The sequence below is a fragment of the Microbacterium sp. KKR3/1 genome (assembly GCF_021272365.1).
Taxonomy (GTDB): Bacteria; Actinomycetota; Actinomycetes; order Actinomycetales; family Microbacteriaceae; genus Microbacterium; species Microbacterium aurugineum.
Genome location: NZ_JAJSDW010000001.1, coordinates 1,198,989 through 1,223,060, shown reverse-complemented (window position 1 = coordinate 1,223,060; position 24,072 = coordinate 1,198,989). Strand labels below are relative to the sequence as shown.

24 protein-coding genes and 1 pseudogene are annotated in these 24,072 nt (G+C 69.9%); 14 read left to right on the top strand and 11 right to left on the bottom strand.

The genetic code is table 11. The features are described 5' to 3' along the window. Window positions 1-27 precede the first annotated feature (27 nt). The 5 genes from LVJ59_RS05875 to LVJ59_RS05855 all read left to right on the top strand — a co-directional run bounded on the left by LVJ59_RS05875 (window position 28) and on the right by LVJ59_RS05855 (window position 3,992). Window positions 28-1,002 carry an ABC transporter ATP-binding protein gene (locus tag LVJ59_RS05875; RefSeq protein ID WP_232762340.1) on the top strand — a complete coding sequence of 325 codons (975 nt, stop codon included), beginning with the start codon at window positions 28-30 and terminating at the stop codon, window positions 1,000-1,002. 1 nt (window position 1,003) lies between these two features. After that, window positions 1,004-1,759, top strand: a complete 756-nt coding sequence (locus LVJ59_RS05870; RefSeq protein WP_232762339.1) for an ABC transporter permease — start codon at window positions 1,004-1,006, stop codon at window positions 1,757-1,759. Between the two features lie 28 nt (window positions 1,760-1,787). Then, window positions 1,788-2,906, top strand: coding sequence for a sensor histidine kinase (locus LVJ59_RS05865; RefSeq protein ID WP_232762338.1), 1,119 nt, complete (start codon window positions 1,788-1,790; stop codon window positions 2,904-2,906). Between the two features lie 2 nt (window positions 2,907-2,908). Further along, entirely contained in the window at window positions 2,909-3,532 is a 624-nt protein-coding gene (locus tag LVJ59_RS05860) for a response regulator transcription factor (protein WP_232763159.1), read from the top strand. Between the two features lie 85 nt (window positions 3,533-3,617). After that, window positions 3,618-3,992 (top strand): VOC family protein, encoded by a 375-nt coding sequence (locus LVJ59_RS05855; RefSeq protein ID WP_047522708.1) that lies wholly within the window; start codon window positions 3,618-3,620, stop codon window positions 3,990-3,992. Here the strand turns inward: LVJ59_RS05855 and LVJ59_RS05850 are convergent. Together LVJ59_RS05850 and LVJ59_RS05845 are read right to left on the bottom strand one after the other, a co-directional pair. Next, a complete protein-coding gene (locus tag LVJ59_RS05850) occupies window positions 3,989-4,378 on the bottom strand; it encodes a VOC family protein (protein WP_232762337.1) in 390 nt (129 codons plus the stop codon). The two genes, LVJ59_RS05855 and LVJ59_RS05850, sit on opposite strands and share 4 nt — an antisense overlap. A 24-nt stretch (window positions 4,379-4,402) precedes the next feature. Continuing rightward, on the bottom strand, window positions 4,403-6,052 hold the full coding sequence (locus LVJ59_RS05845; protein ID WP_232762336.1) for a thiamine pyrophosphate-binding protein: 1,650 nt from the start codon (window positions 6,050-6,052) through the stop codon (window positions 4,403-4,405). Window positions 6,053-6,215: 163 nt separating this feature from the next. Between LVJ59_RS05845 and LVJ59_RS05840 the strand changes: the two genes are divergently transcribed. Beyond that, window positions 6,216-6,725, top strand: coding sequence for a phosphoribosyltransferase (locus LVJ59_RS05840; protein WP_047522748.1), 510 nt, complete (start codon window positions 6,216-6,218; stop codon window positions 6,723-6,725). A 7-nt stretch (window positions 6,726-6,732) separates the two neighbouring features. On the opposite strand, the gene LVJ59_RS05835 is transcribed toward LVJ59_RS05840, so the two are convergent. The 8 genes from LVJ59_RS05835 to LVJ59_RS05800 all read right to left on the bottom strand — a co-directional run bounded on the left by LVJ59_RS05835 (window position 6,733) and on the right by LVJ59_RS05800 (window position 13,402). After that, the gene (locus LVJ59_RS05835; RefSeq protein WP_232762335.1) at window positions 6,733-8,256 is read right to left on the bottom strand and encodes an ATP-dependent DNA ligase; all 1,524 of its coding nucleotides are present in this window, start codon (window positions 8,254-8,256) and stop codon (window positions 6,733-6,735) included. Window positions 8,257-8,332: 76 nt separating this feature from the next. After that, window positions 8,333-9,103 (bottom strand): enoyl-CoA hydratase/isomerase family protein, encoded by a 771-nt coding sequence (locus tag LVJ59_RS05830; protein ID WP_232762334.1) that lies wholly within the window; start codon window positions 9,101-9,103, stop codon window positions 8,333-8,335. A gap of 13 nt (window positions 9,104-9,116) precedes the next feature. After that, complete coding sequence (gene paaE / locus LVJ59_RS05825; RefSeq protein ID WP_047522723.1) at window positions 9,117-10,280, bottom strand: 1,2-phenylacetyl-CoA epoxidase subunit PaaE; 1,164 nt, start codon at window positions 10,278-10,280, stop codon at window positions 9,117-9,119. A 1-nt stretch (window position 10,281) separates the two neighbouring features. Then, window positions 10,282-10,776 carry a 1,2-phenylacetyl-CoA epoxidase subunit PaaD gene (gene paaD / locus LVJ59_RS05820; RefSeq protein WP_047522724.1) on the bottom strand — a complete coding sequence of 165 codons (495 nt, stop codon included), beginning with the start codon at window positions 10,774-10,776 and terminating at the stop codon, window positions 10,282-10,284. Continuing rightward, complete coding sequence (paaC, locus tag LVJ59_RS05815) at window positions 10,770-11,621, bottom strand: 1,2-phenylacetyl-CoA epoxidase subunit PaaC (protein WP_232762333.1); 852 nt, start codon at window positions 11,619-11,621, stop codon at window positions 10,770-10,772. The genes paaD and paaC overlap by 7 nt, the downstream gene beginning before the upstream one ends. Next, window positions 11,618-11,923 (bottom strand): 1,2-phenylacetyl-CoA epoxidase subunit PaaB, encoded by a 306-nt coding sequence (paaB, locus tag LVJ59_RS05810; protein ID WP_029262355.1) that lies wholly within the window; start codon window positions 11,921-11,923, stop codon window positions 11,618-11,620. Before paaB ends, paaC begins: the two co-directional genes overlap by 4 nt. Further along, window positions 11,923-12,897: a 1,2-phenylacetyl-CoA epoxidase subunit PaaA gene (paaA, locus tag LVJ59_RS05805; protein ID WP_232762332.1), complete on the bottom strand. Its 975-nt coding sequence runs from the start codon at window positions 12,895-12,897 to the stop codon at window positions 11,923-11,925. Before paaA ends, paaB begins: the two co-directional genes overlap by 1 nt. Before the next feature lie 85 nt (window positions 12,898-12,982). Beyond that, window positions 12,983-13,402, bottom strand: a complete 420-nt coding sequence (locus LVJ59_RS05800) for a pilus assembly protein CpaE (RefSeq protein ID WP_232762331.1) — start codon at window positions 13,400-13,402, stop codon at window positions 12,983-12,985. A gap of 60 nt (window positions 13,403-13,462) precedes the next feature. On the opposite strand from LVJ59_RS05800, the gene LVJ59_RS05795 reads away from it, so the two are divergent. Then, window positions 13,463-15,586: a RecQ family ATP-dependent DNA helicase gene (locus LVJ59_RS05795; protein WP_232762330.1), complete on the top strand. Its 2,124-nt coding sequence runs from the start codon at window positions 13,463-13,465 to the stop codon at window positions 15,584-15,586. Window positions 15,587-15,620: 34 nt separating this feature from the next. Here LVJ59_RS05795 and LVJ59_RS18040 read toward each other — a convergent pair whose 3' ends face one another. Continuing rightward, window positions 15,621-16,388, bottom strand: coding sequence for an IclR family transcriptional regulator (locus tag LVJ59_RS18040; protein ID WP_047522738.1), 768 nt, complete (start codon window positions 16,386-16,388; stop codon window positions 15,621-15,623). 158 nt (window positions 16,389-16,546) lie between these two features. Between LVJ59_RS18040 and dhaK the strand changes: the two genes are divergently transcribed. From dhaK to paaK, 7 genes and pseudogenes are all read left to right on the top strand, one after another. After that, the gene (dhaK, locus tag LVJ59_RS05785) at window positions 16,547-17,539 is read left to right on the top strand and encodes a dihydroxyacetone kinase subunit DhaK (protein WP_232763158.1); all 993 of its coding nucleotides are present in this window, start codon (window positions 16,547-16,549) and stop codon (window positions 17,537-17,539) included. Beyond that, window positions 17,539-18,180: a dihydroxyacetone kinase subunit DhaL gene (dhaL, locus tag LVJ59_RS05780; RefSeq protein WP_232762329.1), complete on the top strand. Its 642-nt coding sequence runs from the start codon at window positions 17,539-17,541 to the stop codon at window positions 18,178-18,180. Before dhaK ends, dhaL begins: the two co-directional genes overlap by 1 nt. Continuing rightward, a pseudogene (locus LVJ59_RS18160) lies at window positions 18,180-18,914 on the top strand (HPr family phosphocarrier protein); the annotation flags it as partial. The gene dhaL and the pseudogene LVJ59_RS18160, both read left to right, overlap by 1 nt. Window positions 18,915-19,022: 108 nt before the next feature. Next, window positions 19,023-20,693 (top strand): phosphoenolpyruvate--protein phosphotransferase, encoded by a 1,671-nt coding sequence (ptsP, locus tag LVJ59_RS05775; protein WP_374199069.1) that lies wholly within the window; start codon window positions 19,023-19,025, stop codon window positions 20,691-20,693. Window positions 20,694-20,839: 146 nt separating this feature from the next. Beyond that, entirely contained in the window at window positions 20,840-22,126 is a 1,287-nt protein-coding gene (locus LVJ59_RS05770) for a hypothetical protein (protein ID WP_232762327.1), read from the top strand. 113 nt (window positions 22,127-22,239) lie between these two features. Then, window positions 22,240-22,668 carry a hydroxyphenylacetyl-CoA thioesterase PaaI gene (gene paaI / locus LVJ59_RS05765; RefSeq protein ID WP_232762326.1) on the top strand — a complete coding sequence of 143 codons (429 nt, stop codon included), beginning with the start codon at window positions 22,240-22,242 and terminating at the stop codon, window positions 22,666-22,668. A 24-nt stretch (window positions 22,669-22,692) separates the two neighbouring features. Continuing rightward, entirely contained in the window at window positions 22,693-24,018 is a 1,326-nt protein-coding gene (paaK, locus tag LVJ59_RS05760) for a phenylacetate--CoA ligase PaaK (protein WP_374199035.1), read from the top strand. Window positions 24,019-24,072: the final 54 nt, after the last annotated feature.

Below are 24,072 nucleotides of genomic sequence, written 5' to 3'. Positions count from 1 at the left end.
GTTGCCGCGACGGGCGAGGCTAGAGGCATGAACAACTCCTCCGTGGGCGAGTCGGCGACGCGGGTCACCGCGCGACCGGCATCCGAGGTCCCGAACGATGATCCCGTGGTGCTCGAACTGCGCGCCGTGAAGCGACACTTCGGCGTGGGCGACCGCCGCGTGCAAGCGGTCGACGGCGTGGACCTGTCGATCCGACGCGGTGAGGTGGTCGCGCTGCTTGGCCCCAACGGCGCGGGCAAGACGACCACACTCGACATGCTGCTCGGACTCACCGAACCCAGCAGCGGTACCGTGCGGGTGCTCGGTGTCACGCCCGAACGCGCGACGTCGAGTGGGGCGATCGGGGCCGTGCTGCAGACCGGCGGGCTGCTCGGTGACCTGACCGTGGGCGAGACCGTGCGCCTCATCGCCTCCTTGCACGGATCCGACGCGCTGGGACGGGTTCCCGAGGTGATGGCTCGCGCCGATCTGGATCACCTCTCCCGTCGCCGCGTCGCGAAGTGCTCCGGCGGCGAGCAGCAGCGGGTGAAGTTCGCGCTCGCGATGGTCTCCGACCCCGACATCCTCGTGCTCGACGAGCCCACGGCGGGCATGGACGTCACCGCGCGTCGTCACTTCTGGGACGTGATGCGGGCGGATGCGGATGCCGGTCGCACGATCATCTTCGCCACCCACTACCTCGAAGAGGCAGAGCAGTTCGCACGCCGGACCGTGGTGATGCACCGCGGCACGGTCGTCGCCGACGCTCCCACCGCGCTGCTGCGTGCAAGCCTCGGAGAGCGCACCGTGTCGGCGACCGTCGCCGAGACCTCGACGACCCTCGTCGCCACGTTGGTGGCCACGGAGGGTATCGCGGACGTGCGCCTGGACGGCGACCGGGTGAGCCTGCGGGCCGCGGACTCCGATGCCGTCGCCCGCCTCCTCCTCGACCACGGCGCTCACGATCTCGAGATCGCCGCTCCCACCCTCGAAACCGCCTTCACGGCGCTGACGGAGAACTGACATGCTCGTCTCACCCACCATGCTGCGCATCGAAGGCGTCCGCCAGCTGCGCAATCCCTACACGCTCGCGTTCACTCTGGCCATGCCGGTCGCGATGTACCTGCTGTTCGGTGCCGGGATGGGCTACGGCTCCCTGTCCGCCGGCAACGGCAACGTCTCGTTCTACGTGATGACGTCGATGGCCGCCTACGGCACCGCCGTGGCGATGTCTTCGCTCACCTCCCTCGCCGCGACCGAGGCGAAGCAGGGGTGGGGGCGCCAGCTGGCGATGACCCCGCTCACCACCGCCGGCTACGCGGTGACCAAGCTGCTCACCGCCGTCTCCTTCGCGGCCCTGGCCCTGCTGGCGGTCTTCACCGCAGGCATGATGACGGGGGCACAGGTCGAGGATGCCTGGCGCTGGGTCGCGACCGCCGGCATCATCCTCGGGATCGGCTTGATCTACGGACTGTTCGGCCTCGGCGTCGGGCTCTTCTTCAGCTCGGACTCCGCGGCGGCGCTCGCCTCCATCTCGATGACGTTCTTCGCGTTCTTCGGCAACGTCTTCATGCCGCTCGACGGCGTGATGCTCGACATCGCTCGGTTCACCCCTCTGTACGGTTTCGTCGCGCTGAGTCGCTGGCCGCTCACGGAAGGCGTGCTCACCACGGGGCAGACCGATGAACTGTGGATGCTGTTCCTCAACGTCGCCGTGTGGCTCGCGCTGTTCGTCCTGCTGGTGACGATGGGAATCAAGCGCTCGCGGGCGCGCCAGTAGCGGCACGCACCGACAGTAGGTTGGACGGATGAGGAGACATTCGACACGCGCCGCGGACCGCGCCACCGGGAAGGACCCGTGGGCGCGGTTCGGCTGGCTGATGGCCGTGATCTGGCTCGTGTTCCTCGTGTACCCGGTGATCGCGCTGGTGCACTCCGAGGCGGCACCGGCCTGGGTCGTCGTCGGCTGGATCGCTCTGTTCGTCTTCGTCGTCCTCTACATCACCGGCTTCATCCACGGCATGCGCGGGGGCGGGGGACTGGGGCGCCCACCGTCGAGGCGGCAGTGGGCCACCTTCGCCGCGCTGATCGGTTGCGCGCTGATCTCCGTCCCGGCTGAGGGTGGATCGGCCCTGAGCTTCCTGCCGTTCATCATGTCGTTCGCCTCCTATGGCCTGACGCGTGTCTGGCACTGGATCACGACGATCGGCGCCGTCGTGGTCACCGTGGCCTGCGTCTTCCTCATCCCCGGCGGCTTCACCTACCTCTCCGTGCTCGCCATCGTGGTCCTGCTCGGTGTCGTGAACACCGTGTCGACCTGGCTCATCATCCGTTCCGCGGAGGCGGAACGACTCGGTCTCGAACTGGCGACCAGCGAAGGACGCGAAGCCGTCGCCCGCGATGTGCACGACCTGATCGGCCATTCGCTGACGGTCGTCGGTCTCAAGGCGCAGCTGGTGCGGCGCCTGATGGACTCCGATCCGGAGCGGGCGAAGGTTGAGCTCGCCGACATCGAGCGACTCACTGCCGAGGCGATCGCGGGTGTGCGCTCGACGGTGGCGGGAGCGCGTGCGACGACGCTCGTGGAGCAGCTCGCGTCGTCGCAGGATTCCTTCCGCGCGGCCGACATCGAGGTGCGGGTCGACGGTGAGCCCGGCGCGCTGTCTCCCGCCCAGGCGCTCACCGCGAGTTGGATCCTGCGCGAGGCGACCACCAACACGCTCCGCCATTCGCGGGCGCGCACGGTGCTCGTACGACTCGCGCCCGGACGCATGATCGTGGAGGACGACGGGGTGGGCATCAGCGGGAGCGAAGGGAACGGCATCCACGGGATGCGCGAGCGCGCGGCGGCGGCGGGCGCAGGATTCGTCATCGGGCCGGCGGGTGCCTCCGGAGGCTCCGGCACACGGGTGGAGGTGACGTGGTGAGCATGTCGCAGGACGGCGGCACGATCCGTCTGCTGATCGCCGACGATCAGGCGCTGGTGCGCGGGGCGCTCGGAGCCCTGCTGGATCTGGAGCCCGACCTCGACGTGATCGGCATGGCCTCCGAGGGAGCAGAGGCGGTGCGGCTCGCGACGGAGCTGCGACCGGATGTGTGCCTGATGGACATCCAGATGCCGGGGATGGACGGTGTGGAGGCGACGCGCCGCATCCGCGAGGCGAGTGCCGGGACGCGGGTGCTCGTCGTCACGACCTTCGCCCGACCGGGCTACCTGCGCTCGGCGTTGGACGCCGGGGCGAGCGGCTTCATCGTGAAGGACACGCCAGCAGAACAGCTCGCGGAGGCCGTGCGTCGGGTGCATGCCGGGCTTCGCGTGCTCGATCCCGTGCTCGCGGCGGACAGCCTGTTCGAGGGAGCCAACCCGCTGAGCGATCGGGAGCAGCAGGTGCTCCGCCTCGCGGCGGACGGACGCTCAGCGGCGGCGATCGCCGCCGAGGTGTTCCTCTCTGCGGGCACCGTGCGCAACCACCTGTCCGCGGCGATCGGGAAGACCGGGGCGGGCAACCGGGCCCAGGCGGTGCGGATCGCACTCGACAAGGGATGGATCTGACGACCCGGACCCCGCTCTGCGGCGATGTCGGTGCCGGCGCGTACCGTGGATGCCGACGGGCGAAGGCGCCCGAGAGGAGGGTGTGATGGACTGGAAAATCGAACTCATCTTCGTGCCGGTGACCGATGTCGACCGGTCGAAGGCCTTCTACGAAAAGGTCGGCTTCCACGCGGACTGGGACCAGACTCCGGTCGAAGGACTCCGCTTCGTGCAGATGACGCCGCCCGGATCGGCGTGCTCGATCGCTTTCGGCACGGGGCTGGGCATCGACCTCGAGCCCGGGAAGCAGAACACGATCCAAGTCGTGATCCCGGATGCGGACGAGGCTCTTGCTCACCTCAAGGGGCTCGGCGTCGAGGCGCGAGGGGTCGACGAACTCGCGTGGGGGCGTTTCGTGTCCTTCGACGATCCCGACGGCAACTCCTGGACGCTGCAGGAGCTTCCCGACTACGGCGCCTAGCGTTCCGCGACCACCTCGATCTTGAAGCCTGAAGCGTTCTCGAGCCATCCGGCGTAGTGCTGATCCCCGCCCGCATGTGGGTAGCGGTCTGCGTAGAGCGGGTGCCAACCCCGGCTGGCTGCCTCAGCCATGATCGCGTCCACATCGCTCCGGTCGCCACCCTGGAACGCGAGGTGGTTGAGTCCCGCGCGGCGGCGGTCGTGCACCGCATCGGAGAGGTTCGGCGAGGTCGTGAGGGTGAGGTAGGCGCCGCCGGCTGCCCAGCTCTCCCCGCCGGACCACTCGCTGTCGAGGGTGAAGCCGAGACGGGTCAGAACCCAGCGCCATTCCGACCGGACGGCGTCGAGGTCGGAGATCCACAGCTCGACATGATGAAATCCCGGCATGGTCCGAGTGTGCCACGGCTCCCGTCAGGAGTTCACGCGGATGATCTCCTGCTGGTACGGGGCGATGACATCCCCGGAGATGCGCAGGTCGAGCAGCAGGAACCGACGCGACGAGGGGTCCTCGGCGGTCCATGCCTCGAGTCGATCGAGGTCGGCGAGGGTGCGCACGACGACACCTTCTGCGCCGACGGCGGCACCGAACGCGGCGAAGTCGACCTCCGGGATGCGCATCGGGGCCTCTGCCAGGCCCTTGAGGCCGTACAGGTTCACCTCGGCACCGTACGCCGCATCGTTCCACACGACGGCCATCCCCCGGCCGCCGGCTGCGCGGACCGCGGATTCCAGGTCGGCGATCGCCATCAGCCCGCCGCCGTCCCCGGAGGTGAGGACGATGGTCGACTCGCGCCGTGCCAGTGCGGCACCGACGACGCTCGGCCAGCCTTGACCGATCGACTGGAATGCGGTGCCGACCATCATCATGCGATCGGGCGCGGCGACCGGCCAGTACATGTTCGCCCATCCGATGAAGTGCCCGCCGTCGGAGACCACGATCCGATCTTCGGGGAGCATCTCGGCGATGCGCCGCGCCGCGGAGCGCGGGTCGAGGCGCCCGTCGGGAGCGAGGTCGTCCCCGTCGTCATAGGCGCGGGCGGAGGCGACATCGACGCTCTCCCGCCAGGGGGCCGCGACCGTGATCGTGCCGATGCGGTCCACGAGTGCTTCGGCAGCGACTCGTGCGTCCGCGCGGACGAAGCCGCCGACGTGTGCGTGCGTCGCCGCGGGCGCGATGTCGATCTGGAACACCGTCGTGCCCGGCGCGAACAGCTCGCCGAATCGCATCGTGAACTGGTTCAGTGACGCACCGAACACGACGGCGACGTCGGCAGTGTGAATCAGTTCCATCGCGCCGTCCGCACCGAAGCCGCCGGTCACACCGAGGTCGTACTGCGTCTCGGGGAACACTCCACGACCGAGGGCGGACGACGCGGTCAGCGCGCCGGTGGCCTTGGCGAGCTCGCCCAGGGCCGTGCTCGCGCCGGAGAGCCAGGCACCACGGCCGGCGAGCAGGAACGGGCGTTCGGCACCGGCCAGGGCGGCGGCGATCTCGTCGAGCATCCCCTCGGCGAACGCCCCGCGCGGCGTGAGGGGCGCCGGAACGCGCGGCGACGGAGCAGCGGGCACCTCTCCGGCTTCGAGAGAGGCCACGTCATAGGGGATCGCCAGCACGACGGGAACGCGATACGTGAGGGCGTGCTCGATCGCGATGACGGTGGTGGCCGCGGCATCCGCACGACCGACGGTATACGTGCGCGCACCGACGGCCGACGCGAGCGCGATCTGATCGACGTCCCACGGACGGGGACCCGAGGTGGGTTCATCGCCGACCACGAGCACGAGCGGCACGTGCGCCTGAACGGACTCGGCGAGGGCGGTGAGCGTGTTGGTGAAGCCGGCACCGTACGTCGAGGTGCCCGCGGCGATCCGCCCGGACGCGCGGAAGTGGGCATCGGCGGCGACCACGGCGCCCTGCTCGTGGCGGACGGCGGTGAACGTGGCCTCCGTCTGCTTCTCGAGCGCATCGAGGAAGTAGGCGTTGCCGTTTCCCATCACGCCGAAGACGGCGTCGATGTGCTGGGCGAGGGTGAGGGCGACGTGCGCGGACACGGTGGGCATGCGAAAGCCTTTCGAGACAGGGACGGAGGAACTGCGGGATCCGTATGTGTCTCGCCTCCGCGTCGTCGTGGAGTGCTTCGTGCCTCTTTTTCAGGCACCGGCGTGGCCGGACCAGCCCATTCTACCGGCGGAGGGGTGCCGGCCGATGCGGGAGAATGCTCAGATGACAGATGCATCGATCGAGCGCGAGACGCTCACCTGGGATGGCTTCGGAGCGGCGACGCGTGATCTGGCACGGGACATCCTCGCCAGCGGCTTCGAGCCGGAGGTGGTCGTGGCCATCGCGCGGGGCGGTCTGCTTCCGGCCGGTGCCATCGCCTACGGTCTCGGTGCGAAGAACTGTGGTGCGATCAACGTCGAGTTCTACACCGGGATCGGCACGGTGCTCGATGCGCCCGAGGTGCTTCCGCCGGAGCTCGACATGGCGTACCTCGACGGACGCCGGGTGCTGCTCGTGGACGACGTCGCCGACTCGGGGCGTACGCTCGCGCTCGCCGTGCAACTGCTGAAGGACAAGGGTGCCGACGTGCGGTCCGTCACGATCTACACCAAGCCGTCGACCATCATCCAGCCCGACTTCGCCTGGAAGGACACCGACCTCTGGATCAACTTCCCGTGGTCTTTCCGCGGCACCGTGCGCGAAGAGGATCTCGGGCTGGCGCCCTCGGCCTGATCCCGCGTCATCCGCGCAGCAGCGCCCGAAGCGCCTGGATCGTGTCGGCCTCACTCGGCGACTTGTCGTCCCGGTACCCCTTGACCCGTGCAAAGCGCAGGGCGAGACCACCCGGATAGCGCGGGGAGCGCTGCACGCCGTCGATCGCGATCTCCACGACGATCTCCGGGCGCAGGAACACGGTCGACGCCGTGCGGTGCGACTCGTGCTCGGGGAAGTGCTCGGTCTGCCACTTCAGCAGCTCATCGGTGAGGCCCTTGAACGTCTTGCCGACCATGACGAACCCGCCGGGGTCGCCGAACTCGCCTTCCGGGTCGCGGGCGCCCAGGTGCAGGTTCGAGAGCCAACCGCGACGGCGGCCGGAACCCCACTCCGCGCCGAGGACCACCAGATCGAAGGTCAGCACGGGTTTGACCTTGACCCACGACTTGCCTCGGCGCCCGGCCGCGTAGGGGGCGTCGATCGCCTTGACCACGACTCCCTCATGGCCCGCGGCGAGGGCCTCGCGTGAGAGACGCTCGGCGGCCTCCGGATCAGCGGTGACGAGCCCGGGCATCCGCCAGTCGCCGGCCACACGTTCCAGCTCCGCCAGCCGCACGGAGAGTGGCTCGTCGAGCAGGTCGCGCCCATCCACGTGCAGCACGTCGAAGAACCACGGCCGTAGCACGAGGTCTCTCGACACCTCGGCCCCGAACCGCGACATCGTCTCTTGGAACGGGCGCGGCCCTCCGTCTTCATCGAGCGAGAGCGTCTCGCCGTCGAGGATGACATCGTTCACCGGAAGCGCACGCACGATCTCGACGAGCTCCGGCACACGGTGCGTGATGTCGGCCAGACTCCGGGTGTAGACGCCGACGTCGTCTCCCTGACGGTGCACTTGGATGCGGGCGCCGTCGAGCTTGTACTCGACCGACGCCTCACCCGTGATCTCGAGCGCCGCAGTCGTCGTCGCCGCCGTCGCCGCGAGCATCGGGAGCACGGGGCGCCCGACCTGCAGTCCGACGGATTCGAGGTCTTCTGCGGTTCCGGTGAGGGCGATGCGGGCGGTCTCGCCGAGGTCGCCCGACAACATCGCCGCGCGGCGCACGACGGCGGCCGGACGGTCGGAGGCCCGCGCGATCGCATCGAGGAGCACTCCCGACAGGGCCCCGGTGCGCAGCTCGCCGAGCATCGCGCGAACCAGGAAGTCCCACTCCGAGGCCGTGGCACGCGCAGCCAGATCGACGAGGACGCCGGTGCGGGCGGCGGCCGAACCGGAACCGGAGGTCGCGGCGAGCACGTCGAGCGCGGCATCGACGTCTCCGACGCTCAGCGAGGGATCGTCGGCATGCGTGATGTCGAGAGCCGTGAGCCCGCGCCACCCGACCCCCAGCCTGCCCTGGCGCGGCGAGGCGAGGAGGAGACCGATCAACGCGGGGAGGTCGGATGGTTCCGCGCGCGCGAGAAGGTCGGCCAGGGCGTCGATCTTGGCGAGCCGGGACGACGTGGCCCCGACGCGATCGGCCGTGAGGACGAGCTCTGCGAGCATCATCTGGGCATTCTCGCACCGGCGTCCGACATCGGTGCCGGTCGGTCACGACGTTCCGAGTCCGCGCTGACCGGCGCGCTCAGTGCCCGCGGAACTCCGGCTTCCGCTTCTCCTGGAAGGCGGCGAACCCTTCACGGTAGTCGGAGGTGTCGCAGAGGGCGGCCTGCGCGGCGTTCTCGATGCCGACCGCATCCCACAGCGTGAGCCGCTCTTCTCGGATGCGGGCGACCAGCTCCTTGCTCGCGAGGAAGGCAGCGGTGGCTCCGCGGGCGGCAGCGGCAGCGGCAGCGGTCGTCGCCTGCACGACCTCGTCGTCGGGGAAGACGCGCGAGAAGAGGCCGGACGCCACGGCTTCGGCCCCGCTCATCAGGCGCCCCGTGTAGATCAGGTCGAGCGTCTTGTGCGCGCCGAGCCGGTCGAGGAAGAGCGCGTGGCCGCCGGAGTCGAGCGTCGCACCGAGCGCCGCGAACGGGGAGCCGACCTTCGCCGACTCGGCCACGTACACGACATCGGTCGCGATCAGGAGACCGAGCCCCACGCCGAGGCAGGCGCCGTGGGCGACCGCGAACGTCGGGGCGGGGAACCGGGACATCCGCTGCAGCAGCGGCGTCACGAGGCCGCCGAGGTAGCCGAGCACATCGTCGTCCCGCGGGTCGACCCCGGAGATGTCACGGCCGGCGCAGAAGGCGCGCCCCTCTCCGCGGAGCACGAGCGCCCGCACCCCCGCGCCTTCCGCCTCGATGTATGCGGATTCCAGTTCGGCGAGGGCCCGCTCGTCGAGCGCATTCAGCTTCGACGGCGCGTTCAGCACGATCGTCGCGACGTCGTCGGCGATGGCGAGGTCGATCATGGGGGCCTCCGGGTCAGACGTCGTAGTCCACGACCACGCGGTCGCTGGTCGGATGGGACTGGCAGGTGAGCACGAATCCGCGCTCGAGTTCGTCGGGCTCCAGAGCGTAGTTCTCGGTCATGGTGACGCTGCCCTCGAGCACCCGGGCGCGGCAGGTCCCGCAGACGCCGCCCGCGCAGGCGAACGGGGCATCGGGGCGCACGCGCAACGCCGCGTTGAGCACCGACTCATGCGCATCCACCGGACTCTCCACCGTCGAGGAGACGCCGTCGAGGGTGACTTCGATGCGTACGGTCTTCTCGCCCGCACGCACCTGCACCGGCCGGGCCGCACGTGCCGGTTCGTCACCGGTCGTGAACAGCTCGAACCGGATGTGGGAGCGATCGACTCCGACGTCGGCGAGCACCTCGCGACAGAGATCGACCAGGGCGAGCGGCCCGCACAGGAACCACTCGTCGACGGTCGACGGCGGGATGAGTGTGCCGAGGATTGTGCGGAGCTTCTCTTCGTCGATCCGCCCGGAGAGCACCGGGGCCGCGCGCTGCTCACGGGACAGCACGTGGTGCAGTACGAGCCGGGTCGGGTAGCGGTCCTTGAGGTCGGCGAGGTCTTCCAGGAACATCACGTCGAGCGTCGCCCGGTTCGTGTACAGCAGCGTGAACCGCGACGAGTCGGACCGGTTCAGCACCGTGTGCGCGAGCGCCATCAGCGGCGTGATGCCGGAACCGGCGGCGATCCCCACCACGTGACGGTCATCGAGGTCGTCGAGCGCCGAGGTGAAGGTGCCCTGGGGGCTCATCACGTCGATCTCGAATCCGGCGTGCAGGCCGGTCTGGGCCCACGTGGAGAAGAGCCCGCCCTCGTCACGCTTCACGGCGACGCTCAGCCGAGTGTCCTGTCCGTCGTCACGGTGCTCCGGGGCGCGGCACAGCGAGTAAGAGCGCCGCACCTCGGTGCCGTCGAGGGTCGTGCGCAGCGCCACGTACTGACCGGGAAGGTGGTCGTACTCGTCGGCGAGGGCCGCCGGCACGGTGAAGGTCACCTCGACCGAGTCGTCGGTGAGCGGACGCACGTCTTCGACGACGAGCGTGTGGAACCGGGCGCGCGTGCGGGGTGCGGCGGCGCGGGGCGCAGCTGCGCGCGGAACGGGCGGCGGAGCGGAGGTGAAGAGCGACATGTCAGTGCACCTTGAAATGGTCGAAGGGCTCGAGGCAGGCACGGCACTCGAACAGCGCCTTGCACGAGGTCGAGCCGAAATGCGAGACCTCACGGGTATCGAGCGAGCCGCACCGGGGGCAGCGCACGCTCAGCGAGACGCGGATGGGACCGGTCGACACGGCGGCGCGGCCGGAGGGCGGCGCGATGCCGTATTCCGCGAGCTTGGTCTTGCCGGCATCCGTCATCCAGTCCGTCGTCCAGGCGGGGGAGAGGACCAGGCGCACCTCGACCTCGTCGAAGCCGGCCGCGGTGAGGGCGAGCACCACGTCGTCGCGGATCGTGTCCATCGCGGGGCACCCGCTGTAGGTCGGGGTGATGTCGACGTGGACCCGCGTGCCGTCGACCTCGACCGCACGGAGCACACCGAGGTCCTCGATCGTGAGGACGGGCACCTCGGGGTCGGGGACGGCGGCGGCGATGCGCCAGGCAGCCTGCGTCGGAGTGAGCGTCACCATGTCGCCCCCGGATGCCGTCGCGCGAGCACCTGCATCTCGGCGAGGATGTGACCGAGAGGGGTGGCATGGGCGCCGTGCCTCCCGCCGGCCGAGGACGGCATGACGGCAGGGACCGACAGTTCTGCCTCGGCGAAGACGGTGTCGACCACGCCGTCGAAACCGGCACGGAGACTCGACGGACGCACGGCCGCAGCGCCGAGCCGGTCGATCAGGTCGTCGTCGCGGAACAGCTCGTCGACATACGGCCAGACATCCCCGAGTGCCCGGATGATCCTGGCGCGCGACTCCTCGGTGCCACCGGCGAGGCGCAGGACCCACTGGACGGCGTGATCGCGATGGTAGTCGACCTCTTTGAGGGACTTCTCGGCGATCGCCGCGAAGGTCTCGTCGCTGCTGGCGCGCAGTGCGGAGTAGAGCTCGAACATGAAGGTGGCGACGACGAGCTGCCGGGCGATCGTCTGGGCGAAGTCACCGTTGGGCTGCTGCACGATCCACGCACAGCGGAACTCGGGCTCATCGCGGAAGAAGGCGAGCTCGTCTTCGCTGCGGCCGTCGTACGACCCTGCGTAGTGAAGGAAAGACCGCGCGTGGCCGAGGAGGTCGAGGGCGATGTTGCCCAGCGCGACATCCTCCTCCAGCTCCGGCGCCCGGGAGATCCAGGCGCCGAGCTGCTGCGACAGGATGAGCGCGTCGTCGCCGAGGCGGAGCGCGTACTCGGCGATGTCGGCGGAGGCGGCGATCGCGCCGGTGCCCGAGAGCTCCTGCGAGAGGCGGAGCTCGTCGACCGAGACGTCGCCGTGGACGTCGATGTCCTCGTGCGCGGTTTCCGGGTGTGGGGCGCTCACAGGTGCGGCACTCCCTCTGAAGCCGTGTAGTACACGGCGTGCCGGTAGTTCTTGCCGGCCGGGCTCTCGAAGTAGGCGCCCTTGGCGTCGGGGTCGCTCGTGGTGATCGCCTCCGCCGGTGCGACCCAGATCGAGACGCCCTCACCGCGGCGCGTGTACAGGTCACGCGCGTTGCGGATCGCCATCTCGGCATCCGGCGCATGGAGCGATCCGACGTGCACGTGGCTCAGCCCGCGGTTCGCGCGGACGAACACCTCCCACAGCGGCCACGGCTCCCGCTCGTCCGCTCCCGGCGTCGCCATCATGCCACCGCCTTGGTCTTGAGAGCCTGCTTGCGTGCGTACTCCGCCGCGGCCTCACGGACCCATGCGCCCTCTTCGTGCGCGGTGCGCCGGCGCTCGAGGCGCTCGGCATTGCACGGGCCGTTGCCGCGCACGACCTCGAAGAACTCGTCCCAGTCGATCTCGCCGATCACGTACTGGCCGCTCTCCTCGTCGAAGCGCAGGTCAGGATCGGGCAGGGTCACTCCGAGGATCTCGGCCTGAGGCACGAGCATCCCGACGAAGCGCTGGCGCAGCTCATCGTTCGAGAACCGCTTGATCTTCCACTTCATCGACTGGGCCGAGTTGGGGGACTGGTCGTCGGGCGGTCCGAACATCGCGAGACTCGGCCAGTACCACCGGTTCACGGCGTCCTGGGCCATCTCGCGCTGCTCCTCGGACCCCTGCATCAGGGTGAGCAGGATCTCGAAGCCCTGCCGCTGGTGGAAGGACTCCTCCTTGCACACGCGCACCATCGCACGGCCGTACGGGCCGTAGGATGCGCGACACAGCGGCACCTGGTTGCAGATCGCGGCACCGTCGACCAGCCAGCCGATCGCGCCCATGTCGGCCCAGGTCGGCGTGGGGTAGTTGAAGATCGAGGAGTACTTGGCCTTGCCGCTGATGAGCTGATCCATCATCTCGTCGCGGGTGGTGCCCAGGGTCTGGGCGGCGGAGTACAGGTAGAGACCGTGGCCGGCTTCGTCCTGGACCTTCGCCATCAGGATCGCCTTGCGCTTCAGACTCGGGGCGCGGGTGATCCAGTTGCCCTCGGGCTGCATCCCGATGATCTCGGAGTGCGCGTGCTGCGAGATCTGACGGACGAGGGTCTTGCGGTAAGCGTCCGGCATCCAGTCGCGCGGTTCGATGCGCTGTTCGTTCGCGATGAGTTCGTCGAAGAGACGTTCCTCATCCGAGAGGTCACCCACCAGGGACAGGTCTGCGGGACTGGTCATCGTCGACTCCTCAACATCCGGTCATCTTTACTGACCGATCGTTAGGTAATTCTGGCACAGAGGAGCATCGGATTCAAGACGGTGCTCAGCGCGAGCGCGAGATCAACGCGAGCAGTGCGCGCCCGTACGCCTCGGCCGGATCCGGATGCTCGAACGAGAGCGCGGCGTCGGCGATCTCGATGTCGACGCGGAAAGCATCGTCGAGGCGTACCAGCGCGCGGAACGTGCCGCGCAGCAGCTCGCGCAGCTGGTCCTCCCTCGGCAGCCACACGGCGTCCGCCAGCGTGACCGCATCGAGCGCCCACTCCGTCGTGCCGTTGAACGCCAGATCCGTGCCACTCGGCGTCTGTCGGGCCTCGATCGTCATCTCGCTGACCGTGAAGACGTCGGCCTCGGCGTCGAGTTCGACCTCGTCCGGCAGATCGAGCTGGAAGCGGTCGCCCTCGGCGGGATGCCAGACGAGCCCGGCCTCTCGCAGGGCGACGGCGAGCTCGCGTGTGATCATCTCCCCACGCTAGACGACGGGACCGCCGACCGTGTCGGCGGCGTGGGGCAGAGTGGGGACATGACCTCCTCCGTCTCCGCCGACACCCGCGAGCCCGCACTCGCCGCGCTGCGCGAACTCGTCGGCCGCCCCGACGCCGATTTCCACGACGGCCAGTACGAGGCGATCGAGGCCTTGGTCGAGGCACGCCGCCGGGCGCTCGTGGTCCAGCGCACGGGGTGGGGGAAGTCGGCGGTGTACTTCGTCGCGACGCTTCTGCTGCGCAGGCAGGGGGCCGGACCGACGGTGCTCGTCTCGCCGCTGCTGGCACTCATGCGCGACCAGATCGCCGCCGCCGAACGGGCCGGCGTCCGGGCCGTCGCGATCAACTCCACGAACGCCCATGAATGGACCGACGTGCTCGCGCAGCTCGACCGCGACGAGGTCGACGTGCTGCTTGTCTCACCCGAGCGGCTCAACAATCCCGCGTTCCGCGAGCAGCAGCTCCCCGCGCTGGTGCGTCGCATCGGCATGCTCGTGGTCGACGAGGCGCACTGCATCAGCGACTGGGGGCACGACTTCCGTCCCGACTACCGACGCCTGCGTGACCTCATCGCGCAGATGCCCGCCGACGTGCCGGTGCTCGCGACCACCGCCACGGCGAACAGCCGCGTCGTCGCCGACGTCGCCGAGCAGCTCGGCGCCCTCCAGCCCTCGGGCGAAGCGGCCGCCGAACCGGTGCTCACGATCCGCGGACCGCTCGCGCGCACATCGCTGCGGTTGGGTGTGCTGCGCCTACGCGATTCGACGAGCCGCCTCGCCTGGTTGCTGAGCCACCTCGACGACCTCCCCGGCTCCGGCATCATCTACACGCTGACCGTCGCGGCCGCCGTCGACACCGCCCGCCTGCTGCGCGACCACGGTCACGACGTGCGCGCCTACACCGGGCAGACCGACACCGAGGAACGCGCCGAATCCGAAGGACTGCTCAAGCGCAACGAGGTCAAAGCGCTGGTGGCCACGAGTGCCCTGGGGATGGGGTTCGACAAACCCGATCTGGGTTTCGTGCTGCACCTCGGTGCTCCGTCGTCACCCGTGGCGTACTACCAGCAGGTCGGCCGTGCCGGTCGTGCGAGCGAGAGCGCCGACGTGCTGCTGCTGCCCGGCGTCGAAGACCGCGACATCTGGCACTACTTCGCGACGGCGTCGATGCCCGACCGTGAGCGCGCGGAGCGGGTCATCGGCGCCCTCGGCGACACACCGATCTCGACACCGGCGCTCGAGGCGATGGTCGACATCCGCCGCACGCCTCTCGAACTGCTGCTCAAGGTGCTCGACGTCGACGGAGCGGTCCGGCGCGTGCAGGGCGGGTGGGTGGCCACCGGAGAGCCCTGGAGCTATGACGCGGAGCGCTACGAACGGATCGCCGCCGAGCGTCTCGCCGAGCAGCAGCACATGATCGAGTACGAGCAGACCGACGGGTGCCGCATGGAGTTCCTGCAGCGGGCGCTGGACGATGACACGGCTGCGCCGTGCGGGCGGTGCGACAACTGTGCAGGCGGATGGTTTCCGAAGGAGGTCGGGGAGTCCGCGAGCTCGCAGGCCGCGGAGTCCCTCGACCGGGTGGGGGTCCCGATCGAGCCCCGTCGTGCCTGGCCGACCGGCGCCGACCGGCTCGAGGTGCCGGTCAAGGGGAGGATCCCCGCCGACGAGCAGGCGAGCGAGGGGCGGGCGCTGGCGCGCCTCACCGATCTGGGTTGGGGCGGGGCTCTGCGCGAGATCTTCGCTGCGGGCGCCCCCGACGCCGAGGTCACTCCTCAACTGCTCCAGGCGTGCATCCGTGTGCTCTCGGGGTGGGGGTGGGCCGAGCGGCCGGTCGCCGTCGTCGCTCTGCCGTCGCGATCGCACCCCGTGATGGTCGATTCACTCGCCCGCGGTCTCGCCCAGGTCGGGCGCCTGCCGTACCTCGGTGCGCTCGAGCCCATCGGCGGCGGTCCCTCCGGCGGACCGGGCGGGAACAGTGTCTTCCGTCTCGCCGGACTCTGGGATCGCTTGAGCGCTCAGCACCTCGAGATACCGTCGGGGCCCGTGCTGCTCGTGGATGACCTGGTGGACAGCCGGTGGACGATGACGGTCGCGGCCCGCGTGCTCCGACAGGCCGGGGCGACCGAGGTGTTGCCATTCGCGCTGGCGCTGCGCGGATGACGCTGGGCCTGTCGGCGGGGGTCAGCCGGCGGGGTCAGTCGTCGGCGGGTGCGACGCGCGGCGGCCAGGTGGTGGCACCGAGTTCGCGTGAGATGTTGCGGGCCGTCTCCCGGAGGGCGTTGAGGATCGCGTCGGAGGCCGGGGTCTGCGAGGTTGGCAGCACCACGGCGACGGCCGCGACGATGTCGTTCGAGGCATCGGCGACCGGTGCGGCGAGCGAGGATTCCCCGAGCACGGCTTCGTCGAACTCACCGGCGGTCCCGCGCTCGGCTATCGACGGCAGCTCCAGGGTCAACCGTGCGACATCGGTGATCGTGTCGCCGGTGAGGCTGCGCAGCGGTTGTTCGAAGACGCTCTGCTGGAAGCCCTGGTCGTAGGCGAGCAGGACCTTGCCCATCGCCGAGGCGTGCGCGGGAATCGCGACCCCGGTCTCCAGCATCTGCTGGCTGTCGTCGGGGCGCAGGTTGTGGTGGATCACGAGCACATCGGTGAAGTGCGGGGCACCCAGCCGCACCGAGAGGTTCGTGCGCCGTGCGAGTTCCTGCGTCCAGCGCATCGCCCGCGCGCGCACATCGAGGGTGTCGAGGTACACGTTGCTCAGGCGCAGGAGCGTCGGGCCGAGCATGTAGCGCTGGCCCCCGCGTTCCTTCGCGACGAGCCCGTGCGCGCGCAACGACTTGACGATCCCGTGCACCGTCGACGGCGGCAGGCTGAGCGCTGCGGCGAGGTCGGTGATGCCGAGGTGGCGTGCTCCTTGGAGCAGTTCGAGGATCTTCGCCGCGCGGTCGATCGCCTGGATCACGGGGAGCCCTCCTTCCGGTGCGTCGTCGAGCCGGTGTCAGTGGAGCCGGGCTTCACGAATGATCTTGACAACCCGGCTGGCTCCGAGCATATTCGACATTAACGAATTCCTTTCGGATTTTGCGAAAGAGACCACGAAGGATCAAAGGAGATCGAATGATGAAGAAGCTCATCAACGCCCCGCAAGATGTTCTCGTCGAATCTCTGAGAGGGGTCGCGCTCGCTCATCCCGAGCTCTCCGTCGACCTCGAGAACCACGTGATCACTCGCGCGACGCCGAAGGCGCAGGGCAAGGTCGCGATCGTCTCCGGGGGCGGCTCCGGTCACGAGCCGCTGCACGGCGGCTTCGTCGGAACCGGGATGCTGGATGCCGCGGTCGCCGGAGAGGTGTTCACCTCCCCGACGCCGGACCGCGTGCAGGTGGCCACCAAGGCCGTGGATCGCGGGGCCGGTGTGCTCCACATCGTGAAGAACTACACGGGCGACGTGCTGAACTTCGAGATGGCCGCCGAGCTCGCCTCGATGGAGGGGATCGAGGTCGGCAGCATCACCGTGGACGACGACGTCGCGGTGCAGGACTCCCTGTACACGGCGGGGCGTCGCGGTGTCGGTCTGACCGTGCTGCTCGAGAAGCTCGTGGGTGCCGCCGCGGAGGAGGGCCGCGATCTCGCCGCCGTCGTCGCGCTGGCCGAGAAGATCAACGGGCAGGGCCGCTCGATGGGCATGGCGCTCACCAGCTGCACCGTGCCCGCGGCAGGGAAGCCCACCTTCGATTTGCCGGACGATCAGATGGAGATCGGCATCGGTATCCACGGTGAGCCAGGCCGTCGCCGTGAACCACTGGCCCCCGCGGCGGACATCGCGCGGCAGCTCGTCGAGCCGATCCTCGCCGACCTCGACGCCACCGGCCCCTCGATCGTGATGCTCAACGGCATGGGCGCGACACCCCTCATCGAGCTCTACCTGATGTACGGCGAGGTGGCGGCGATCCTCGAGAAGTCCGGGGTCCAGATCGCCAGAAACCTCGTGGGCAACTACATCACCTCGCTCGACATGGCGGGATGCTCGGTCACCGTGCTCAAGGCGGACGACGAGCTGTTGCGTCTGTGGGACGCGCCGGTCAACACCCCCGGTCTGCGGTGGGGCGCCTGATGGCTGCTGTCGACACCGCCGTCCTCGCCGACTGGGTCTCCCGGTTCGGCACGGCCGTCACCGAGAAGCGTGACTGGCTCACGGAACTCGACTCGGCCATCGGCGACGCCGATCACGGTGCGAACATGGCCCGAGGGATGAGTGCCGTCGGCGAGAAGCTCGCAGGGGGCGCACCCGGAACGATCGATGAGCTGCTGAAGACGGTCGGCATGACCCTGGTGAGTTCCGTCGGTGGGGCCAGTGGGCCGCTCTACGGCACCTTCTTCCTGCGGATGGGGATGACCGCGGGCGCGGTGTCCGAGCTCGACGGCCCTGCCCTCGCGACCGCGCTGCGTGCGGGGCTCGACGGCATCGTCGCGCGGGGCAAGGCCGAAGCGGGGGACAAGACGATGTTCGATGCGATGGCGCCTGCCGTCGATGCGATGGACGCCGCGCTCGCTGAGGGCTCGACCGTCGCGGACGCCGTCACCGCCGCGGCCGATGCCGCAGAGAAGGGCCGAGACGCCACGTTGCTGCTGGTCGCACGCAAGGGACGGGCGAGTTATCTCGGCGAGCGCAGCGCCGGTCACCTCGACCCCGGGGCGGCGTCCACGGCGATCCTCTTCGACACGCTCGCCGCGGCGGTCGCGGGCAGCGCCTGATGATCGGTATCGTCGCCGTCTCCCACAGCGCACGGCTCGGGGAGGCGGCACTGGAGCTTGCCCTGCAGATGGTCCAGGGGCCCGCTGTGCGCGTGCGGGTGGCCGCGGGCGCTGGCGTGGACGGCGACGGCGTGCCGGTCCTCGGAACGGACGCCGTGGCGGTGGCCGCGGCGATCGATGAGCTGGCTGCGGACTGCGAGGGAGTCCTGGTCCTGATGGACCTCGGGTCGGCGGTGCTGAGTGCGGAACTCGCGCTCGAACTGCGCGCGAGCGACGTACCGGTCCGGCTCGCTCCCGCGCCGTTCGTGGAGGGGCTGCTCGCCGCCGTCGTCTCGGCCGCGGCGGGGAGCGACCTGGATGCGGTGGCGTCCGAGGCGACCTCCGCGCTCGGGGCGAAGACCGGGCAGCTCGGCGTCCCGGACGACGCCGCGCCCGCACCCGATTCCGCGACGGATTCATCCAATGCTGCGTCGTCCTCCGCGGTCGAGGGCGACGGCGAGGCGCTCGTTCGTCGTGTGCGGGTGCGCAATCCGCAGGGGCTCCACGCACGCCCCGCCGCTCTGATCGCCGAGGCGTCCGCTGGGGCGGAGGTGCGGCTGCGACGACTTCCCGACGGACCCGATGCGTCGGCGGCGAGCCTCTCGCGTCTCCTCGTCCTCGGTGCGCGGCAGGGCGATGAGATCGAACTGACGGTGAGAGGGGCACAGGCCGCCACCGTGGCGGAGCGGCTGTCCGCGCTGTTCGACGACGGGTTCGGCGAGGGAACGGACGCGGCAGCGCCCGCCCCCGCCCCGGCTGCCCCCACCGACGGCTCCGCCGCTGTCGAGGACGCCCCAGTCACGATCGCCTCCGGCGCCGTGCTGCGCGGACGCGGGGTGAGCCCCGGTCGGGTCGCGGCCCCCGTCGTGCACCTCGCGCCGGCCGTCGCCGAACCCGATGCGGACGCCGTCATTGCGGTGGAGGAGCGCGATGCCGAAGTGTCAGCGATCGAATGGGCGGCCGTGGCGGTGGCGGACCAGCTGCGGACGCGCACTGCCCAGGCCACGGGGGAGGCGCGGGCGATCCTCGATGCGTCGCGGCTGCTCGCCTCCGATCCCGAGCTGGTCTCGGAGGCGACCGCGTTGGTCCGTGCGAAGGGGCGCAGTGCCGCCCGTGCCGTGTGGGAGACCGGCCTGGCGCACGAGAAGGGCCTCACCGCACTGGGCGGTCGCATGGCGGAGCGCGCGGCGGACATCCGTGACGTGCGCGACAGGATCATCGCCGAGATCCTCCAAGTCGACATGCCGGGGGTGCCGGAGCGTGAGGAGCCGTTCGTGCTCGTCGCGACCGACCTGTCGCCTGCCGACACGGCGACGCTCGGCGAGGGGCGGTGCGTCGGCCTCGTGACAGAGCAGGGAGGTCCGACCTCCCATACGGCGATCATCGCTCGCTCGCTCGGGCTTCCCGCGGTGGTCGGTGTGGCCGGCGCCGTCGGCATCCCCGTCGGGGCGACGCTTCTCGTCGACGGCGGCCGCGGCACGGTCGAGGTCGACCCGCCGGAGTCACGGGTCGCGGAAGCGGCGGCAGCGGCGACCACGGTGGATTTCGACGGGACCGGGCGTCTCGCAGACGGGCACCGCGTCGCGCTGCTCGCGAACGTCGGAGGGGCCGCGGACGCCGTGAACGCGGCGGCGGCGCGCGCGGAGGGCGTGGGGCTGTTCCGGACGGAGTTCTGCTTCCTGGACAGGGCGGACGCCCCGTCGGTCGAGGAACAGACCGCCGCATACCGCGGCGTACTCGCTGCCTTCCCCGGCCGCAAGGTGGTCGTTCGGACGCTGGATGCCGGAAGTGACAAGCCTCTCCCGTTCGCGAATGCGGATCACGAGGACAACCCGGCCCTGGGGGTCCGCGGTCTGAGGATCGCGCGTCGTCGTCCGCAGCTCCTCGACGATCAGTTGCGGGCGCTCGCCCGGGCCGCAGAAGCGGAGTCGGCGCGGGTCGAGGTGATGGCTCCGATGGTCGCGACGGTCGAAGAAGCGCGGGAGTTCGCCGAGCGGGCTCGTGCTGCGGGGATCGAACGCGTGGGCATCATGATCGAGACTCCCTCGGCCGCGCTGCTCGCCGCGGAGCTGTTCGAGGTGGTCGACTTCGTGAGTCTGGGAACGAACGACCTGGCCCAGTACACGCTCGCGGCCGACCGCCTCCTGAGTGATCTCGGCGACTTGAACGACCCGTGGCAGCCGGCCGTCCTGCGCCTGATCGGCATCGTCGGCGAGGCAGGGAGGGCGGCCGGGAAGTCCGTCGGAGTGTGTGGGGAAGCCGCGAGCGATCCCGCACTCGCCCCGGTTCTCGTGGGCCTGGGTGCGACCTCGCTGTCGATGACTCCGCGGTCGCTCGGCCGCGTCGCCGAGGCCCTCTCCGTGGTGAGCGAGGAGGACTGCCGTCGGGCTGCCGAAGCGGTGCTCGGCGCACGCACCGTCGACGAGGCGAGGGCGGTGGCGAGGACGGGGGAGGCCCACGCCGAGCTTCTCTGACCCCGGATTCATGCCCGGCGGGGAATGTTCACCGTCTCATTCCGATATCGACATCCTGGGCGCTCGTCGCCGGTCGGCAGCCTCGCCCTAGGCTCGTCGGAAACGGGGTGTCGGGTCCGACGCCGAAGAGGAATCGGAGGGGACACATGTCGCAGAAGCTGTCGGTCGGAAAGAGCGTGATCGGTGCTCTGGCGGTGGGTGTCCTGGTGGCGCTCGCCGGCTGCGCGCCGACTCCGCAATCGACGCCGGAGCCCAGCACCGCTCCGGTCGCTCCGACGCCCGATCCCTATGCGGGGCCGATCGCCTTCGTCGGAGACGAGCTGGACTGGTTCCTCCTGAGTGCCGACGAGATCGCGGCCATGCTCCCCGATGTCGGAGAGGTCAGCCCGGCGGTCTCCTCCCTGATCCAGGTCTCCGATGGAGGTGGCCCCGAGCCCGTTCCCGCGATCTGCAGCGCGCTCGCGGCCGAGACCTCGTTGGGGTCGATCGGTGCGCGCTCCGTCACCTGGACGACGGCGGAGGAGGGGAGCGACGGGTGGCTCCACGTGCTCCAGTTCGCCGACGAAGAGGCCGCGAAGGCCCGAATGGATCAGTATGTCGATGCGGCGGCGCAGTGCGTCGAATTCGAGTTCGGCGGACCGGCCACTTTCGCCTCTTCGACAGCAGAAGGCGACGGCGGCATCCGAGCCCTTGCCGGCTCGCTGATCATCACCTACTCGACCGGTGGTGGCCACAGCCTCTACAAGAGCTACGTCTCGGTCGGGAACGTGATCGTCGAGGTGTGGCAGCCGTTCACCGGCGAGCCGGCGTTCGACGCCGAGGCCGCCGCAGCGCTGCTGCGCGATCGCGCGGAGGAGGCTCGGCGGATGTTGATCGACGAGCTGACGGCGAACCCTCCTGCGCCCGTCGACACGCCCGCGGCAGCCGACCCGGCCGCGCCGTGGAGCGCCTGGCAGATCACTCCGGTGGGCGTCGGGCCGGTGCAGCTTGGCGTCGAGCTCGACGAGGCGATCGCGGCGGCGCCCGGAGCCCGCATCCAGGAACCCGAGTGGGAAGGGGGACCGACGCGACTGATCGCCGCGGATGACTCCGCGTCGCTGCTGCTCGAAACGCAGGAAGGCGGGACGCTGGTCTCGGCCCTCACCGTGGGGATCGCGAACACCGTCGGCGATCGGTCGGATGACGGAGCGGCGCTTCCGTCCGCAGACGGCGTGAAGGTCGGGGATCCCGTCTCCGTCGCCGTCGCCGCATTCCCGGAAGGCACGGATCTTCGTATCGTCTCCTCGGGCGAGTACTTCTACGAGTGGTCGACCCGAGAGGGTGTGACGCTGCGCTTCCGTCTCGACCGTGACTCGGTCGGCGACGACGGCGCCGTGATCACCGGGATCACGCTGGAGGATGCCACCCTGCGCAACGCGCTGATCTTCGGCTGACGCCTTCCCGCAAACCGATCTTCGCGTCGGGCTTCATTACTAACCGATCGTTCAGTTAGTATGAGCCTGTCGGGGCACCGCTGCCGCGACACCACGCGACGAGGAGGTCGACGATGACGGAAGCGATGACGCGCACCACGGATGCGGTGCGGCCGAACCGCGCGATGATGGAGCGCGATCAGGCCTCGGCCGCACTCGGACTCGTCGTCGAGCGCGACGACCCCGGCCACGCCGTGGTCTCGATGCGCGTGCGTGACGACATGACGAACGGGTTCCACATCACGCACGGGGGCTTCGTGTTCGCCTTGGCCGACACCGCGTTCGCGATCGCCTGCAACGAGGACGACCGGGTCACGGTCGCCGCGGGCGCCGACATCTCGTTCCTGAAGTCCACGGTCTCCGGGCAGACGCTGACCGCGACGGCCGTCCGCCGCACCCGCACCGGCCGCTCCGGCATCTATGACGTGACCGTGGTCGATGAGCTCGGCGACACGGTCGCGGAGTTCCGTGGCCGCTCGCGCACCACCAACCAGACCTTCTGACCCCCCGATCCGATGGAGTCTCCCGTGTCGATGACGACCGCCGCATCCACCCGCATCCACCCGCCCTCGGCCGACGAGCTCGACGCCGAGGAACGCATGAGTCGAGCGGAGATCGAGCACCTGCAGCTCACCCGCCTGCAGCAGACCGTGCGCCACGCCTACGCGAACGTGCCCCTGTACACGCGCAAGTTCGATGACGCCGGAGTGCACCCCGACGACATCCGCACCCTCGCCGATGTCGAACGGCTGCCGTTCACGACGAAGGACGATCTGCGCGAAACCTACCCGTTCGGCATGTTCGCCGTTCCGATGGAGGACGTCGCTCGCATCCACGCGTCCAGTGGTACCACGGGGCGTCCGACCGTCGTGGGCTACACCCGCGGCGACCTCGATCGCTGGGGATCGCTCGTCGCTCGGTCACTGCGCGCCAGCGGCATCCGCCGGGGGATGAAGGTGCACAACGCCTACGGCTACGGCCTCTTCACCGGAGGGCTCGGTGCGCACGCAGGAATCGAAGCGCTCGGAGCCACGGTCATCCCGATGTCCGGCGGCCAGACCGCGCGACAGGTGCAGCTCATCCGCGACTTCGAGCCGGACGCGATCCTCTGCACGCCGAGCTATCTCCTGACGATCGCGGATGCGATGGTCGCTCAGGGCATCGACCCGCGCTCGACCTCGCTCCGGGTCGCGGTGCTCGGGGCGGAGCCGTGGACGAACGAGATGCGGCAGGAGCTCGAGCTGCGCCTCGGCGTCGACGCCCTCGACATCTACGGGCTCAGCGAGGTGATGGGACCGGGTGTGGGCAACGAGTGCCTCGAGACCAAGGATGGCCCGCACCTGTGGGAAGACCACTTCCTGCCGGAGGTCATCGACGCCGAGACCCGGGCCGCGCTCCCGGACGGCGAACTCGGCGAACTCGTGTTCACCTCCCTCACCAAGGAGGCCTTCCCGGTCATCCGCTACCGCACCCGCGATCTCACCCGGCTCCTGCCCGGGACCGCTCGGCCCGGCATGCGGCGCATGGAGAAGGTGACCGGGCGCAACGACGACATGATCATCCTGCGGGGCGTGAACCTCTTCCCGACGCAGATCGAGGAACTGGTGCTTGGCATCGAGCAGTTGACCCCTCACTTCATCCTCGAGCTCTCCAAGGAGGGCCGGATGGACACGATGACCGTGCGTATCGAGCGGCACCCCGATCTCTCGGTCGAGACCTGCACCAGCGCGGCGAAGGTGCTCGCGCAGCGGATCAAGGTGTTCGTCGGCTCCACGGTCGCCGTCCAGCTCGAGGAGCCGGGCACGCTGCCGCGGAGCGAGGGCAAGTACAAGCGGGTCTACGACCTGCGCTGACCCGGGGGGAGCGGTGGCCGAGCACGCCTCGCGGCCACCGCTCCCGCCGCACGG

What these genes read in the sequence shown, in the direction of transcription:
- LVJ59_RS05870 (WP_232762339.1), top strand. Translation starts at nt 1,004, where the DNA reads ATGCTCGTCTCACCCACCATGCTGCGCATCGAAGGCGTCCGCCAGCTG.
- LVJ59_RS05865 (WP_232762338.1), top strand. Translation starts at nt 1,788, where the DNA reads ATGAGGAGACATTCGACACGCGCCGCGGACCGCGCCACCGGGAAGGAC.
- LVJ59_RS05830 (WP_232762334.1), bottom strand. Translation starts at nt 9,103, where the DNA reads ATGATCGACCTCGCCATCGCCGACGACGTCGCGACGATCGTGCTGAAC.
- LVJ59_RS05860 (WP_232763159.1), top strand. Translation starts at nt 2,909, where the DNA reads ATGTCGCAGGACGGCGGCACGATCCGTCTGCTGATCGCCGACGATCAG.
- dhaL (WP_232762329.1), top strand. Translation starts at nt 17,539, where the DNA reads ATGGCTGCTGTCGACACCGCCGTCCTCGCCGACTGGGTCTCCCGGTTC.
- LVJ59_RS05800 (WP_232762331.1), bottom strand. Translation starts at nt 13,402, where the DNA reads ATGATCACACGCGAGCTCGCCGTCGCCCTGCGAGAGGCCGGGCTCGTC.
- paaE (WP_047522723.1), bottom strand. Translation starts at nt 10,280, where the DNA reads ATGTCGCTCTTCACCTCCGCTCCGCCGCCCGTTCCGCGCGCAGCTGCG.
- LVJ59_RS05855 (WP_047522708.1), top strand. Translation starts at nt 3,618, where the DNA reads ATGGACTGGAAAATCGAACTCATCTTCGTGCCGGTGACCGATGTCGAC.
- LVJ59_RS05845 (WP_232762336.1), bottom strand. Translation starts at nt 6,052, where the DNA reads ATGCCCACCGTGTCCGCGCACGTCGCCCTCACCCTCGCCCAGCACATC.
- dhaK (WP_232763158.1), top strand. Translation starts at nt 16,547, where the DNA reads ATGAAGAAGCTCATCAACGCCCCGCAAGATGTTCTCGTCGAATCTCTG.
- LVJ59_RS05835 (WP_232762335.1), bottom strand. Translation starts at nt 8,256, where the DNA reads ATGATGCTCGCAGAGCTCGTCCTCACGGCCGATCGCGTCGGGGCCACG.
- LVJ59_RS05770 (WP_232762327.1), top strand. Translation starts at nt 20,840, where the DNA reads ATGTCGCAGAAGCTGTCGGTCGGAAAGAGCGTGATCGGTGCTCTGGCG.
- LVJ59_RS05840 (WP_047522748.1), top strand. Translation starts at nt 6,216, where the DNA reads ATGACAGATGCATCGATCGAGCGCGAGACGCTCACCTGGGATGGCTTC.
- LVJ59_RS05875 (WP_232762340.1), top strand. Translation starts at nt 28, where the DNA reads ATGAACAACTCCTCCGTGGGCGAGTCGGCGACGCGGGTCACCGCGCGA.
- paaA (WP_232762332.1), bottom strand. Translation starts at nt 12,897, where the DNA reads ATGACCAGTCCCGCAGACCTGTCCCTGGTGGGTGACCTCTCGGATGAG.
- paaB (WP_029262355.1), bottom strand. Translation starts at nt 11,923, where the DNA reads ATGGCGACGCCGGGAGCGGACGAGCGGGAGCCGTGGCCGCTGTGGGAG.
- paaD (WP_047522724.1), bottom strand. Translation starts at nt 10,776, where the DNA reads ATGGTGACGCTCACTCCGACGCAGGCTGCCTGGCGCATCGCCGCCGCC.
- LVJ59_RS05795 (WP_232762330.1), top strand. Translation starts at nt 13,463, where the DNA reads ATGACCTCCTCCGTCTCCGCCGACACCCGCGAGCCCGCACTCGCCGCG.
- LVJ59_RS05850 (WP_232762337.1), bottom strand. Translation starts at nt 4,378, where the DNA reads ATGCCGGGATTTCATCATGTCGAGCTGTGGATCTCCGACCTCGACGCC.
- paaI (WP_232762326.1), top strand. Translation starts at nt 22,240, where the DNA reads ATGACGGAAGCGATGACGCGCACCACGGATGCGGTGCGGCCGAACCGC.